Source organism: Ketobacter alkanivorans, assembly GCF_002863865.1.
Classification (GTDB): Bacteria; Pseudomonadota; Gammaproteobacteria; order Pseudomonadales; family Ketobacteraceae; genus Ketobacter; species Ketobacter alkanivorans.
On record NZ_CP022684.1, the window covers coordinates 1,235,122 to 1,248,543 of the forward strand.

The 13,422-nt window shown below is 53.2% G+C and carries 12 protein-coding genes; 3 read left to right on the forward strand and 9 right to left on the reverse strand.

The features are described from left to right. Window positions 1–103: 103 nt before the first annotated feature. From rssA to Kalk_RS05250, 6 genes are read right to left on the reverse strand one after another with little or no spacing between them, the layout of a single operon-like run. Window positions 104–1,078 carry a patatin-like phospholipase RssA gene (gene rssA, locus Kalk_RS05225; protein WP_101893199.1) on the reverse strand — a complete coding sequence of 325 codons (975 nt, stop codon included), beginning with the start codon at window positions 1,076–1,078 and terminating at the stop codon, window positions 104–106. Continuing rightward, a complete protein-coding gene (locus Kalk_RS05230; RefSeq protein ID WP_101893200.1) occupies window positions 1,075–2,124 on the reverse strand; it encodes an MBL fold metallo-hydrolase in 1,050 nt (349 codons plus the stop codon). The genes rssA and Kalk_RS05230 overlap by 4 nt, the downstream gene beginning before the upstream one ends. Window positions 2,125–2,136: 12 nt before the next feature. After that, complete coding sequence (gene purT, locus Kalk_RS05235) at window positions 2,137–3,327, reverse strand: formate-dependent phosphoribosylglycinamide formyltransferase (RefSeq protein ID WP_101893201.1); 1,191 nt, start codon at window positions 3,325–3,327, stop codon at window positions 2,137–2,139. Between the two features lie 32 nt (window positions 3,328–3,359). Continuing rightward, window positions 3,360–3,557 (reverse strand): DUF1289 domain-containing protein, encoded by a 198-nt coding sequence (locus Kalk_RS05240; protein ID WP_101893202.1) that lies wholly within the window; start codon window positions 3,555–3,557, stop codon window positions 3,360–3,362. Further along, window positions 3,541–4,074 carry a gamma carbonic anhydrase family protein gene (locus tag Kalk_RS05245; RefSeq protein ID WP_101893203.1) on the reverse strand — a complete coding sequence of 178 codons (534 nt, stop codon included), beginning with the start codon at window positions 4,072–4,074 and terminating at the stop codon, window positions 3,541–3,543. Before Kalk_RS05245 ends, Kalk_RS05240 begins: the two co-directional genes overlap by 17 nt. Next, on the reverse strand, window positions 4,071–4,724 hold the full coding sequence (locus tag Kalk_RS05250) for a CoA pyrophosphatase (protein ID WP_101893204.1): 654 nt from the start codon (window positions 4,722–4,724) through the stop codon (window positions 4,071–4,073). The genes Kalk_RS05245 and Kalk_RS05250 overlap by 4 nt, the downstream gene beginning before the upstream one ends. A 472-nt stretch (window positions 4,725–5,196) precedes the next feature. On the opposite strand from Kalk_RS05250, the gene Kalk_RS05255 reads away from it, so the two are divergent. The 3 genes from Kalk_RS05255 to Kalk_RS05265 all read left to right on the forward strand — a co-directional run bounded on the left by Kalk_RS05255 (window position 5,197) and on the right by Kalk_RS05265 (window position 8,670). Beyond that, window positions 5,197–5,541: a DUF3135 domain-containing protein gene (locus Kalk_RS05255; protein ID WP_101893205.1), complete on the forward strand. Its 345-nt coding sequence runs from the start codon at window positions 5,197–5,199 to the stop codon at window positions 5,539–5,541. A 65-nt stretch (window positions 5,542–5,606) separates the two neighbouring features. Next, window positions 5,607–6,152 (forward strand): NUDIX hydrolase, encoded by a 546-nt coding sequence (locus Kalk_RS05260; RefSeq protein ID WP_101893206.1) that lies wholly within the window; start codon window positions 5,607–5,609, stop codon window positions 6,150–6,152. A gap of 94 nt (window positions 6,153–6,246) precedes the next feature. Next, complete coding sequence (locus Kalk_RS05265; RefSeq protein WP_101893207.1) at window positions 6,247–8,670, forward strand: hybrid sensor histidine kinase/response regulator; 2,424 nt, start codon at window positions 6,247–6,249, stop codon at window positions 8,668–8,670. Between the two features lie 7 nt (window positions 8,671–8,677). Here the strand turns inward: Kalk_RS05265 and Kalk_RS05270 are convergent, their stop codons facing one another. Genes Kalk_RS05270 through purL form a run of 3 tightly spaced genes read right to left on the reverse strand, consistent with a single transcriptional unit; the run spans window position 8,678 to window position 13,299 of the window. Further along, the gene (locus Kalk_RS05270) at window positions 8,678–8,989 is read right to left on the reverse strand and encodes a Nif3-like dinuclear metal center hexameric protein (RefSeq protein WP_101893208.1); all 312 of its coding nucleotides are present in this window, start codon (window positions 8,987–8,989) and stop codon (window positions 8,678–8,680) included. Further along, complete coding sequence (locus Kalk_RS05275) at window positions 8,989–9,366, reverse strand: type II secretion system protein GspG (RefSeq protein ID WP_101893209.1); 378 nt, start codon at window positions 9,364–9,366, stop codon at window positions 8,989–8,991. Before Kalk_RS05275 ends, Kalk_RS05270 begins: the two co-directional genes overlap by 1 nt. 51 nt (window positions 9,367–9,417) lie before the next feature. Then, window positions 9,418–13,299, reverse strand: a complete 3,882-nt coding sequence (purL, locus tag Kalk_RS05280) for a phosphoribosylformylglycinamidine synthase (protein WP_101893210.1) — start codon at window positions 13,297–13,299, stop codon at window positions 9,418–9,420. Between the last annotated feature and the right edge of the window lie 123 nt (window positions 13,300–13,422).

Below are 13,422 nucleotides of genomic sequence, written 5' to 3' on the forward strand. Positions count from 1 at the left end.
AGCTCCCCCAAAAACGGGCCTGACAAATTAACGTGTAAATCCCTGATTAATAACAACAGTATAGATGGACTGACTGGATTGCAAAGGATGAAAGTCGGGCCTGCTACTCATTTGGCACCTGAACCTCATCCCCTAACAGGTTTTGCAGCTGCTGTTCGGCCAAACGCACTGTTTTAACCCCCTCTGCGATGGCTTCCTCGGCCCGGTAAAACTCCATCAAGCCGATCTGTGCCAGTCGCGGCGTAATCACCAGATCCGCCGGATCACCCGCCATTCGGCTACGGGTTATACGATCCTGCATGATGTTAAGGGACGTGGCAACCACGTCCATCATGCCTGGGGAGATCTCTGACTCTCCAGACTCACGATTGCTGTTGTCACCAAAAAGCTGAGACACCTTTTTGAAAAAATCCGATTCCGCTTTGCGTATCTCCTGTTGATCTTCGCTGGCGGGGGCCGACTCGTGTGCCTGCTCGACAAACTCATCGCTCAAACGGCGGGAATTGCGCAAATGTTTACCGACAATTTCGCTGTTGAGGTTCACAGCAATCACCAGATCCGCACCCATGGCACGACACAATGATACCGGCACCGGGTTAACCAACCCACCATCCACCAGGTAGCGGCCATTCTTGGCCCGGTACGGCGTAAACAAGCCCGGCAGTGAAATGGAAGATCGCACGGCCTCCGCCAAACGACCATGCTGCAGCCAGATCTCTCGACCGGACTCCAGATCCGTGGCCACAGCCCCGAAAGATTTGCCAAGCTGCTCAAAGGTGAGTTCGGGCATGTGTTGCTCAAAAAACTGGAAGACCTTACGCCCCTCGATGAGACCACCACTGAATTTAACATCCAGCAGGCTCACCACATCACGCCAACCGAGGCTGACCACCCAACTTTCAAGCTCCTCTAACTTGTCAGCGGCGTAACAGGCTCCAACCAATGCCCCGATGCTGGTGCCTGCCACGACATGGGGTTCGATGCCCATGGCCATCAGTTGCTTAAGCACGCCAATGTGTGACCAACCGCGAGCCGATCCACTGCCCAGCGCGACACCAATTTTTAATGGGCTGTTCATGGTGATTCCTTAAGACGTAAATGAGCGCCACGCCCAGGCAGATAAACCGGCACATCAGCAGGCAGCGCGCTGTTCAGTTTGTCGGCAAGAGCAGCAAGTTTCAGGCCCGGAGCAGGCAATGTTTCGCTCTGGGTGTACTCATCCCAAAACCGATCCCAGTGCAGGATCATGACATGCTTTGGTTGCAGGGCTTCCAGTACACCCAACGGAAAATTCTGTAAGCGCCCATGGTTGGCTATACCCAACAGCGCCAAGTCCACCGCCTTGCCATCCTGCAGCAGCCACGCAGGCGGCACACCATGCGGCGCTTCGGCAGCAGAACTCTGATAAAACACACGGAAGATCGGCGTGTCATCCTCCATAAAATCAATGACGAAGCTCAGAGCCTGACCGGACTGCCAATCCAGAACCGTTTGCGGCACCTGCGCAAGCGGTTGTGTGATCTGATCACTGTTAAACACTTTCCCCATCAAGTGAGGGGCATGCCCTGAAAAAACAGGCAACAACCGTAACTGCTGATTCAAATAGACCCATTGCCCGGACTGCTCACGGCCATCGTCGGGCTGACCTGCGGCCATCTCGTTCAGCGCGATCAGGCGTTGAGGCGCAATCTGTGAAAACAGCGAATTGCGCAGGGTGTTGCTGCCATAAACACCTACATGAGGGGGGGCTTTGCTGGCTATGTAAGGAACATCCATGGCGTGATCATGATGGACATGGGCCACCAGAATCCCCTGTAACTGCTCGAGTGGGGGCAGATAGCGATCAATAATATCTTCACGCACCTGCAGCGGCCGCAGCAACACCCAATCCGAAATCGGCGGGTTGGAGAAGAAAGGGTCACCGAGAATGGCATTGTCTGCGCTGCGCAGGTACACGCCTCCGGTGCCAAGAAAGACAACATCCAGCTCATCGGAGGCAGGCGATGTAGACGGAAAATCGGTTGCAGACAGTTCTGTAATGCGATGCGGCAGCGGCTCCATACCACACCCCGACAAGATCACTGCAAGCAGCAACCCTGTCAGTAGATACCGCATCAAGCCCATGCCAATTTCATCCTAAAAACTTACATCGACTTTAGCAGCCACCGCACAAGCTTTGTCCACTGCGGTGTTAACATCCTCTGCCAACGCCAGTGCCACACCAAGGCGGCGGCTGCCATTGATTTCGGGTTTACCAAATAAACGCAGTTGCGTGTCCGGCTCCCGCAGGGCCTCTGTCAGATTGCCATAACGCATAGTGGTGGATGCACCTTTCACCAGGATCACCGCCGATGCAGCAGGGCCAAACTGGCGAATAACGGGAATCGGCAAACCAAGAATAGCGCGGGCATGCAAGGCAAATTCAGACAAATCCTGAGAGATCATGGTGACCATACCAGTATCGTGGGGGCGCGGCGACACCTCGCTGAAGATTACCTCGTCACCTTTTATAAACAGCTCCACACCGAACAGACCACGCCCGCCCAGGGCTTCTGTGATAGCCACTCCGACTTGCTGGGCTTTCTGTAATGCCTGCTCGCTCATCGGCTGAGGCTGCCAGGATTCGCGATAATCACCTTCCTCCTGACGATGGCCGATGGGCGCGCAGAAAGTGGTTCCGCCTTCATGACGTACCGTAAGCAAGGTGATCTCAAAATCGAAATCAACAAACCCTTCGACAATAACCTTGCCTGCACCGGCACGGCCGCCTGCTTGCGCATAATCCCAGGCTTGCTCGATATCGGCCGCCGATTTAAGGGTGCTTTGACCTTTACCGGAAGAGCTCATAATAGGCTTCACCACACAAGGCAAACCGATAGCGTCTATGGCCTCGAGATACTGTTCTTTGGAGGCGGCAAAACGATAAGGCGATGTCTTCAGACCCAGCTCTTCCGCAGCCAAACGGCGAATACCTTCCCGATTCATGGTAAGACTGGCGGCACGGGCCGTAGGCACCACGGTAAACCCTTCCTGTTCCAGCTCCAGTAACGTATCGGTGGCAATGGCCTCGATTTCAGGCACGATGAAATGGGGCTGCTCCTGCTCGATCACAGCGCGCAATGCGGCTCCGTCCAGCATGGAAATCACGTGGCTGCGATGGGCTACCTGCATGGCCGGGGCATTGGCATAGCGATCGACCGCGATGACCTCACAGCCCAGACGCTGCAGTTCAATCACCACCTCCTTGCCCAATTCACCACATCCGCACATCAATACACGAGTGGCGCTACTGGAAAGGGGGGTGCCTAGGGTGGTGCTGGTTGTCATATTCAATCCCTATTTCAGATCTTCAGAACGGGTCAATTGCTGTTGCGCAGACGCTCTTCAACGTTTTTAAGAATGTCGCGCTTGCCGTCGTTGTCTACGTAACCCCATTGCGTGATCTCCTGCCCGGAACGCAGGCAACCGATACATACGTCATCTTCATCCAACGCGCAGACACCGACACAAGGGGAAAGTACTATTTCGGGTTTCGCGTTACTACTGGAATCGCTCATCTACCTGAAAGTCTCGCTGATATCGTTTGAAGTTTTCCACATAGTGCAAAGCACTCATTTTGATGATCATCTGGTGTTTTTCCGTAAGCTCTTTCACCACTTTACCGGGAGAGCCCAACACCATACTGTTATCGGGAATCACTTTACCTTCCGGGATCAGCGCGTTCGCTCCAATAATGCAGTTTTTTCCGATCTTGGCATTATTCAGCACCACCGCATTGATACCGATCAGGCTGTTATCCCCGATCTCACACCCATGCAGCATCACCTTGTGGCCCACCGTTACATACTTGCCGATATTCATTGGCACGCCTGCGTCGGTATGCAGCACCGAACCATCCTGAATGTTGGTGCCCTCGCCGATGGTGATAGGATCGTTGTCGCCCCGCACCACACAGTTAAACCAGATGCTGGCATCGTTTTCCAGAATCACCGAACCAATAACGGTGGCGTTGTGGGCTACAAAATAGTCCGTGCCACGAATCTCAACCTGCTTCTCACCCAGTCGATAAATCATGCTTTCCCCTTGTTGTGTTCATGTTCACCACGGTTAGCCCTGGCTGTGCCACTCTCAGGCAACGGCCGCGGCATCACTAACTCAAAGCCCGTGTCAAAGATCCGGTTAAAACAGTCCGTGATGAAATAGGCCGTTAACCCCCAGATCACATAACCTTCATAGTGATAACAGGGGATGCGGTAACGCACGCCCTTATATTCTTTTTCGGTAAAGTCAGGTGGCGGTGTATCCAGAAAATAGCGCAGCGGTACCCGGAAAATACTGTCGATCTCGTCCTCACTGGCCACCAGCTCCAATTGGTGGGGAATGATACCGATTACCGGCAAAACTTTCAGTCCCATTTTGGATACAGAAACCGGCATGGCGCCGATCATTTCAACCTGATCAGGTGGCAGCAGAATTTCCTCATGGCTTTCCCGCAATGCCGTCTGGAAGATACTGGTGTCCTCAGGATCGCGCTTGCCACCAGGGAACGCCACCTCGCCGGCATGGCTGGAAAGATGATCGGCTCGGCGCGTCAACACCACTTCGGGCTCGTGGCTGTGGTCGGTTATTGCAATCAACACCGCCGCCTCAGCGGCGTCCAATACCGCCGCACCGGGATGGTGTTGGGGTGCATTACTTCGAATCTGGTCCAGCCAGTCCGCCATAGATCCTCCAAAAACACTAATCACCTTCTAGTCCGAATCGGAACACTAGAAAGCGCAGATGACTGAAATTTATAACGATGATCAACAACATGCCTTCTTATATGGAAGGATTCAAGGCTAAATTCCACCCTCTTATAACGAATAATTCTATGTAACAACAAAATCACAACGCTCTGAAACAAAGCGTATAGGGGCAGCATTAACTGTCTGATTTTTCAGCCTTAGTCGTCAAGGTTATAAGTAGAACAATGTTAATAACAGGGGATTGGGCAGAGTTCGAGCAAAACGTCAAGGCTATACAAGCGGGCCGGTAAGAGTAGTATAGGATTCAAGGAATGCAAGTTTTTATAACTTAATTAGTTATTGGCTCGTTCCTGATAACTCGTAATTTCACAAAGATTCGTATTTTCACATTGGGGGCAGGAAGCCAAGACACCCAGGCGTGATTGGCTAGCTGAAAGAGGTATTACCCATGAGCTACGATTTACCGGAGTTCGACAAGCTTAGGGAAATGGCGCAGCGGGATCCAGAGCAACTGGAAAGACTGCGCATTCAACTGTGTGACCAACTGATTCAGGAAGCACCGGAACAGTATCGACGCAAATTGCGCGGCCTGCAGTTCCGTGTGGATATGGAGCGACGCCGGGCAAAAAGCCCAATGGCCGCCTGTATCGCAATCTCCGGGATGATGCACGATTCATTTGATCGCTTGCGCCAAGCCCTGAACGATGCCACTGGCAACGCCTCCGCGGATTACATCAATACGCCATCGAGAGAAGTTGAAGCAGGCAAGGTTGTTCCGTTCCGCCGCGCTTGAGCCATTGGGATTCTTAAGGCATTCGCTATATACTGGCCCCGTGTTCAACGGCGGCCAGTGTAACAATGAAGTTTTGCAGCGAGTGCGGATCCCAGGTTTCAGTAAAAATCCCCGAAGGTGACAACCGGGAACGCCACGTTTGCACCGACTGCGGCGTTATCCACTATATCAACCCCCGCATCATCGCCGGCACCCTGCCTGTTTATGAAGGCAAAGTACTGCTCTGCCGCCGCGCCATCGAGCCACGCAAAGGTTATTGGACGCTTCCCGCCGGGTTTATGGAAAATGGTGAGACCACCGCCCAAGCCGCTGCCCGTGAAACCATTGAGGAGGCAGAGGCCGAGGTGGATTTGCATGGGCTCTATACCGTGTTCAATCTGCCCCATATCAGCCAGGTATACATGTTCTTCAGAGGCGAGGTGATTGAAGGCAAATATGGCGTTGGGGTAGAAAGCCTTGAAACCCAACTCTTTGAAGAACAAGACATTCCTTGGAATGAGCTGGCTTTTCCCACTATATACCGCACCCTGAAGCTGTATTTCGAAGATCGCAAAACCGAGCAATACCCGGTGCGCATTGAAGATTTGCAACCACCCTATCGCAAGCACTGACATCACATTCTGACGTTAAATCCAGCAATATACAGGCAGCGCTGGTAGCCACTGCTACACTCAATTAAGTAGCTTTAGCACCTATGCGGGGTCGATGTTGTTTTCTCGTAATGTTCTGAAATTCCTTCAATTAGTGTTTGCAGTTGCGCTGTACGGTGCCACCGCCTGCTATGCAGACAGCCAGGATATAAACACGATTAGTGAAGATGGTGCAGCTAACCATTTTTTCTCCCATCTGGAGGACGCCGCCTCTGACCTGACGATCGACTCCATGCTGGAGAACACGTATCAGGATCTGTTTACCCCAGGTGTTGAAGGGGTGCTGAATAAAGGTTACTCCAGCTCCTCTTTCTGGCTTCACGGTCGCTTCCATTTACAGGCGGATGCGGCCCCCACGCGACGATTTTTCTCCATTGAGTATTCGCTACTGGATGAAGTGGAACTCTACGTTGCGCACAACAGCGAACTGATACAGCAATGGCAGACCGGTGATGCCCGCCCTTTCGCCAGCCGCCCGATTGATAGCAGCTGGTTTCTATTCCCGGTGGATTTTAAGCCCGGCGAGACACTGGATATCTACGTGCGGGTCAAAAGTACCAGCTCCCTGCGTATGCCCATTTCCATTTGGGAGCCCTCTACCTTCTACGATATGCAACGTCCGAAATTACTGACCGATGGCGTCTACTTCGGCATTTTGTTCCTGATGTTCGTTTACAACCTGTGCCTGCTGGCTACCGTCAGAGACGTATCCTACTTCTACTACATCACTTACATTCTTTCGCTGGGCACATTCCAGCTCTGCATGACCGGTTATGGCTTCGAATACATCTGGCCTCAGCAACCGCAAATCAACGAGTTTATGTTACCGTTTTCTGTCTGTGCGGTTGGCCTGTTTATCCTCGCCTTCGGGCAGCGGGTGATGGATCTGCGCAACAACTCCCAGCTGATGTACTACCTGTTCAATCTATTGGTGGTGCTGGAAGCGGCGGCAGCACTGGTGAGCCTGGTGCTGCCTTATGAGCTGGTGATCAGAACAGTGATCGGTTTTGCCCTGGTGGTCTCCAGCATTATGCTGATTGGCTCTATTCAGGAAAGCCTGAAAGGCAACCCTACGGCAAAGCTATTTCTACTGGCCTACTTTACCCTGATGCTGGGTGCGGTAGCGCTCGCCTCAGCCTCGATGGGCTGGCTGCCGGCCAACTTCTTCACCATGAACTCCCTGATGATCGGCTCAGCAGTTGAAATTGTCGTGCTCTCTTTTGCCCTGGCGGAGCGCCTGCATCAAATCAACAAAGAGAAAGCCCGAATGGAGCGGGAATCCAAGCAGAATCTGAAGGAGATGAACGATCGCTTACTGCAGGCCAATCAACTCAAGGATGAATTTCTTGCCACCATCAGCCACGAGCTGCGTACCCCCATGAACGGAGTACTGGGTTGCCTGCAACATCTACAGCATATTGATGGAGATCAAAAGCAAAACCCCTATTTGAATTTTGCCGACCACTCCGCCCGCCAGATGATGATGATGGTGGACAGCCTGCTCGCCTACACCGAACTCCAATCCGGAAAGCTAAGCATTCAGAGTGAGCCGTTAAAAATCCACGAACTGATTGAGCGATCACAATCGCTGTTTACCGATAATTGTGCCAAACGAGGCATTCAACTCAACGTGACCATCAGCGAGAACACGCCATTGATTCTGTTCGGTGATCCACTGCGCCTAAGCCAGATCATTAACAATCTGCTGGATAACGCTGTGAAGTTCACTCACGAAGGTCACATCGATGTCTGCGTTGAAAGCCGTACCATCCAGCCAGAAAGTCGGCTGATGCAATTGGAGATCCGTGTTGCAGATACTGGCGCAGGTATCGCCCCTGAAAATCACGATGCTATTTTCGAGACGTTCAGAAACAACAAGCCATCGGCCAAGCGCAGTTATGGGGGATTGGGAATCGGCCTTACCGTTGTAAAATCACTGCTGGATAAAATGGGAGGAAGCATCAGTTTTACCTCTCAAGCAAACGTTGGCACCACCTTCACGGTTTCGATACCGTGCCACTATCAAACCAATACAATCAATGGCCAGAATGAAGATCACAGCAGGCAGATTCATCACGTTAATTCAGCACTCACTGTACTGGTGGTAGAGGATAACCCAGTCAATCAACTGGTGATCAAAGGCTTACTGAACAAACACGGCTACGAAATATTCAGTGCCAATAACGGTGAGGAAGCGTTGGAGCGCCTGGAGAAGCATGCCGTGGACATTGTGCTGATGGACTGTCAGATGCCCATCATGGACGGATTTGAAGCCACCAAGAAAATACGCAACCTGAACAAACAGTATTCAAACTTACCGATTATCGCGGTAACCGCCAACGCCATGTCAGAAGACAGGCACCTGTGTCTGCAGGCGGGAATGAACGATTATTTATGCAAACCCATCGATGCGCAGATTCTGAATAGAAAAATCGTTTACTGGAGCAACCGCAAGCCCACCAGCCTGGCTATCGGCTAACCTGGGCCTAGATCGCTTCGAGCCTGATGACATCGTAGGCGGGCTCTTCATAGGGGTGGGCGTGTTTCAGAGCATCAACCGCCGCCGCAATGAGATGGTCCTCGCACACCAATTCAACCCGATACTCTGACACCGACTCCACTTCACCAGCTTGACCAATGTAAGGATTGGCCCCGGCCAGGGGTCGAAACTGCCCCTGCCCCAAAGTTTCCCAGCAGCATTGATCGTAATCGCCTATTTTGCCCGCGCCCACAGCGAACAGTGCTTGTTTCACCGCGGACTTATGGGCTTCTGGCACGAAGAACACCAGCTTATACATCAGCCTGCTTGCCCAGCCTCCGCCGCTGGCTCCTGCATAATATCGGCGGCGTAACCCTCACCGCCTTCTTTGCCATCAGAGCCAAGCGATTTAAAGTGACAGGCCTTACCCGCCTGATACATGACGAAGTCATTGCCCCAAGGGTCCTTCGAGAAGTCCACGTCGCTGTTTTCATTACCAACAAACAGCTTCGCCAGATCGTTGGGCGATTCAGGGCAGGCTTTATGCTCAATATAGAAAAACTCGGACGCTTTGTTGAGCTTGTGCACATGATCCTTGGCAAGCTCTGCACGTCTGACATCATCATTACTGCATGCACCAACCGACAGCGCTGCAACTAATAAAATGCTGGAAGCCTCAACCATTTTGATTTTCATACACTCACTCTCTTTACATTATTTTTTGGTATCAGCACCGGGCTTGGGCGTTCATCCCAACCACTTTCTGCCGTTACGGAATAATCGCAGCCAAACACCGTCTTCGCCCCATCCTTTTGGATACCAGGAGTTCTGTACCGTGCGATAAACCCGCTCAGGGTGCGGCATCATGATGGTGATGCGACCGTCGGAGTTGGTGAGGCCTGCAATACCCTGTGGCGAGCCATTAGGATTGGCTGGGTAGGTTTCTGTGACCTGACCCCAGTTGTCGACATATTGCAGTGCGATGCCTCCGGCCTGGCGGGCCTGATCAATCTGATCCGGCGCTTTGAATTCGGCACGACCTTCACCATGGGCGACGGCGATGGGCAACTGAGAACCTTCCATGCCCTGCAACAGAACCGAATTGGATTTCGGTATCTCCACCATGCTCACCCGAGCCTCAAACCGCTCCGATTGGTTACGCACAAAGTGGGGCCAATATTCAGCGCCCGGAATCAACTCATGAAGATTACTCATCATCTGACAGCCGTTACACACCCCCAGAGCAAAAGCATCGTCACGCTGAAAGAATGCCTGGAACTGATCGCGAGCCTGTCGGTTAAACAAAATAGACTTGGCCCAACCCTCGCCGGCACCCAATACGTCACCGTATGAGAAACCGCCGCAGGCTACCAAACCGTGAAAACCGTTCAAAGTCACATCGCCGGCAAGAATATCGCTCATATGCACATCGATCGGGTTAAAGCCCGCCTTGTGGAACGCACCTGCCATTTCAATATGACCGTTTACACCCTGCTCCCGCAGCACCATTACCCTCGGACGTGCTCCGCTATTGATCATGGGTGCAGCAATATTCTCCTGGGGATCAAAGCTCAGCTTCGGCGAAAAACCAGGATCATCTGCACGGGCGATCTGATCGTATTCCTGCTGCGCACACTCACTGTTATCCCGCAGGGTTTGAATACGGAAACTGGTTTCTGCCCAGGCCTGCTCCAGAGCAATTCGAGACTCTTCCAGCACAGGTTGGCCGTTATGCATAATCGTAACGTTGGCACCGGCAACGGGCGCACCCAGATCAACCAGCGTCAAGCCTTGCTGTCGACAGTGGGTTGCGATGGCAGAGGCATCGGCGGAGCGCACTTGCACAACAGCCCCCAGCTCTTCATTAAACAAGGCTGGTATCACTTCACCCAACTCAGTGATGTCAGCGGTCAAACCACTGTGCCCGGCAAACGCCATCTCACACAACGTGGCCAGCAAACCACCGTCTGAACGATCGTGATACGCGAGCAACTTGTCGTCCTGCAGCAGGGATTGCATTAAGTCAAAGAACGACTTCAACTGCTCGGCGTTGTCTAGGTCGGCACACTCATCGCCCAGCTGGTTGTACACCTGCGCCAACGCACTGGCACCCAAGCGATTTTTTCCGTTACCCAGATCAATCAGCAATAAGCGGCTATCCGCCTCTGGCTGCAGTTGAGGCGTTACCGTTTTGCGAACATCCAATACAGGAGAGAACGCCGAGATGATCAGAGACAGCGGTGCGGTCACACTCTTCTGTTCACTTTCATCCTGCCATACCGTACGCATGGACATGGAATCTTTGCCTACAGGAATGGTGATGCCCAACGCCGGACACAGCTCCATACCCACTGTTTTTACGGTTTCGAACAGTGCCTGATCCTCACCGGGATAACCGGCGGCACACATCCAGTTGGCGGAAAGGCGCACATCAGACAGCTTATCAATGCGGGCACACGCGATATTGGTGATAGCCTCACCAATGGCCATACGACCTGACGCCGGGGCATTGATCAAGGCGGCCGGGGTACGCTCACCCATTGACATGGCCTCACCTCGATAGGTGTCCAGTGTCGCGGTGGTAACTGCCAGATCGGCTACGGGCACCTGCCACGGGCCCACAAACTGATCCCGTGTCACCAGGCCGGTTACGGTGCGATCACCGATGGTGATGAGGAACTTTTTACTGGCCACAGCGGGTAAGCGCAACACGCGGTAAGCGGCATCTTTTACATCCACACCCGTCAGATCCAACTTGGGCAACGCCACCGACTGCTGGTTGTATTCACGCAGCATTTTGGGGGGCTTGCCGAACAACACCGGCATGGGCAGATCCACAGGATCATTATTGAAATGTTGATCATGAACCGCCAGGTGCATGGCTTCTGTGGCTTCGCCAATCACAGCATAGGGGCACCGTTCACGCTTACAGATGGCGTCGAACACCGATAGGTTTTCCGGCGCCACCGCCATGACATAACGCTCTTGGGATTCATTACACCAGATGGCCAGGGGCGACATGCTGGGTTCGTCGTTGGGTACGGCGCGCAAGTCGAACTTACCACCACGGCCACCATCCTTCACCAACTCGGGCATGGCATTACTCAAACCACCGGCACCAACGTCGTGAATAAAGCTGATGGGGTTGGCCTCGCCTCGCTGCCAGCATTGGTCAATGACCTCCTGGCAACGGCGCTCAATTTCGGGGTTGTCCCGCTGTACCGAGGCAAAATCCAAATCCTCGGCGCTGGCGCCTGTGGCCATGGAGGAAGCCGCACCGCCGCCCAAGCCGATCAACATGGCCGGGCCGCCTAATACGATCAGTTTGGCGCCAACCGGAATGCCGCCTTTCTCGACATGCTCGGCTTTGATATTACCCAGCCCACCGGCGATCATTATAGGCTTGTGATAACCACGAACTTCCTGGCCATTGAGCGTTGTAACCTGATCTTCGTAGGTACGGAAATATCCGTTGATATTTGGGCGCCCAAACTCATTGTTAAAACCGGCTCCCCCTAAAGGGCCCTCAATCATGATATCCAGCGCCGATACGATACGATCGGGTTTGCCGTAGTTACCCTCCCAGGGCTGTTTGAAGCCTGGGATATTCAGGTTGGATACCGTAAAACCAGTGAGGCCGGCCTTTGGTCGCGAACCACGCCCTGTTGCCCCTTCATCGCGGATTTCACCCCCAGCACCGGTGGCCGCACCAGGGAACGGCGCAATGGCGGTCGGGTGATTGTGTGTTTCCACCTTCATCAGGATATGGACCCACTCCTGATGGAATTCGTACTCCTTGCTGACAGGATCAGGGTAAAAGCGCCCTGCCTCACAACCCTCAATCACCGATGCGTTGTCGGCGTATGCTGAAAGCACGCCCTCGCCACCGACCTGATAGGTGTTTTTGATCATCTTGAACAGGGAGTGGGGCTGAGGCTCACCATCTACAGTCCAATCAGCATTGAATATCTTGTGTCGGCAGTGTTCAGAGTTTGCCTGAGCAAACATCATCAACTCAACATCAGTCGGGTTGCGCTGCAGCTCTTTAAAGCTCTCCACTAAGTAATCGATCTCGTCTTCCGCCAGGGCCAAACCCAGATCAGAGTTGGCTCTCGCCAGTGCATCTCGCCCCCCTTCCAGAATATCAACCTGCGTGAGGGGAGCAGGTTCATCGTGACGGAACAGCGCCTCGGCCTCCGCCAGATCCAGCATCACCGCCTCCACCATGCGATCGTGCAACAGCGCCGCCGCCCGCAGTATCTGTTGCGCACTCAACGCACTGTCAGCCGTCAGATAATAGGCCACCCCACGTTCAAGCCGCAGCACCTTGCTCAAACTACAGTTGTGGGCAATGTCGGTGGCCTTGGACGACCAGGGGGAAATAGTGCCAGGGCGCGGCACCACCAGAATCAGCGTGCCGCCGGGTTCTTCGGCAGCTTGACTGGGGCCATACTGCAGAATCGTCTCCAACACCCGGCTTTCATCCTCTGAAAGCACTTCGGACAACTCGGCAAAATGCATAAACTCAGCATATAGCCCTTTTATTTCAGATACTTGGGCCTGAAGTTCGGCTAGCAGTTTGTCACGACGGAATGAGGATAAAGCGGGGGCACCACGAAGCTGTAACATCTGGGTCTCGGCTGGCTAAAGGAGTGAAAAAGGAAAGCGGGGATTATAAAGGAACTGAGGGGGGGGAGAAAGGAGCAATGGCGACTGCCACTGCTCCTTTACGATTAGCACGCAATAACGTGA

What these genes read in the sequence shown, in the direction of transcription:
- rssA (WP_101893199.1), bottom strand. Translation starts at nt 1,078, where the DNA reads ATGAACAGCCCATTAAAAATTGGTGTCGCGCTGGGCAGTGGATCGGCT.
- Kalk_RS05230 (WP_101893200.1), bottom strand. Translation starts at nt 2,124, where the DNA reads ATGGGCTTGATGCGGTATCTACTGACAGGGTTGCTGCTTGCAGTGATC.
- purT (WP_101893201.1), bottom strand. Translation starts at nt 3,327, where the DNA reads ATGACAACCAGCACCACCCTAGGCACCCCCCTTTCCAGTAGCGCCACT.
- Kalk_RS05240 (WP_101893202.1), bottom strand. Translation starts at nt 3,557, where the DNA reads ATGAGCGATTCCAGTAGTAACGCGAAACCCGAAATAGTACTTTCCCCT.
- Kalk_RS05245 (WP_101893203.1), bottom strand. Translation starts at nt 4,074, where the DNA reads ATGATTTATCGACTGGGTGAGAAGCAGGTTGAGATTCGTGGCACGGAC.
- Kalk_RS05250 (WP_101893204.1), bottom strand. Translation starts at nt 4,724, where the DNA reads ATGGCGGACTGGCTGGACCAGATTCGAAGTAATGCACCCCAACACCAT.
- Kalk_RS05255 (WP_101893205.1), top strand. Translation starts at nt 5,197, where the DNA reads ATGAGCTACGATTTACCGGAGTTCGACAAGCTTAGGGAAATGGCGCAG.
- Kalk_RS05260 (WP_101893206.1), top strand. Translation starts at nt 5,607, where the DNA reads ATGAAGTTTTGCAGCGAGTGCGGATCCCAGGTTTCAGTAAAAATCCCC.
- Kalk_RS05265 (WP_101893207.1), top strand. Translation starts at nt 6,247, where the DNA reads ATGTTGTTTTCTCGTAATGTTCTGAAATTCCTTCAATTAGTGTTTGCA.
- Kalk_RS05270 (WP_101893208.1), bottom strand. Translation starts at nt 8,989, where the DNA reads ATGTATAAGCTGGTGTTCTTCGTGCCAGAAGCCCATAAGTCCGCGGTG.
- Kalk_RS05275 (WP_101893209.1), bottom strand. Translation starts at nt 9,366, where the DNA reads ATGAAAATCAAAATGGTTGAGGCTTCCAGCATTTTATTAGTTGCAGCG.
- purL (WP_101893210.1), bottom strand. Translation starts at nt 13,299, where the DNA reads ATGTTACAGCTTCGTGGTGCCCCCGCTTTATCCTCATTCCGTCGTGAC.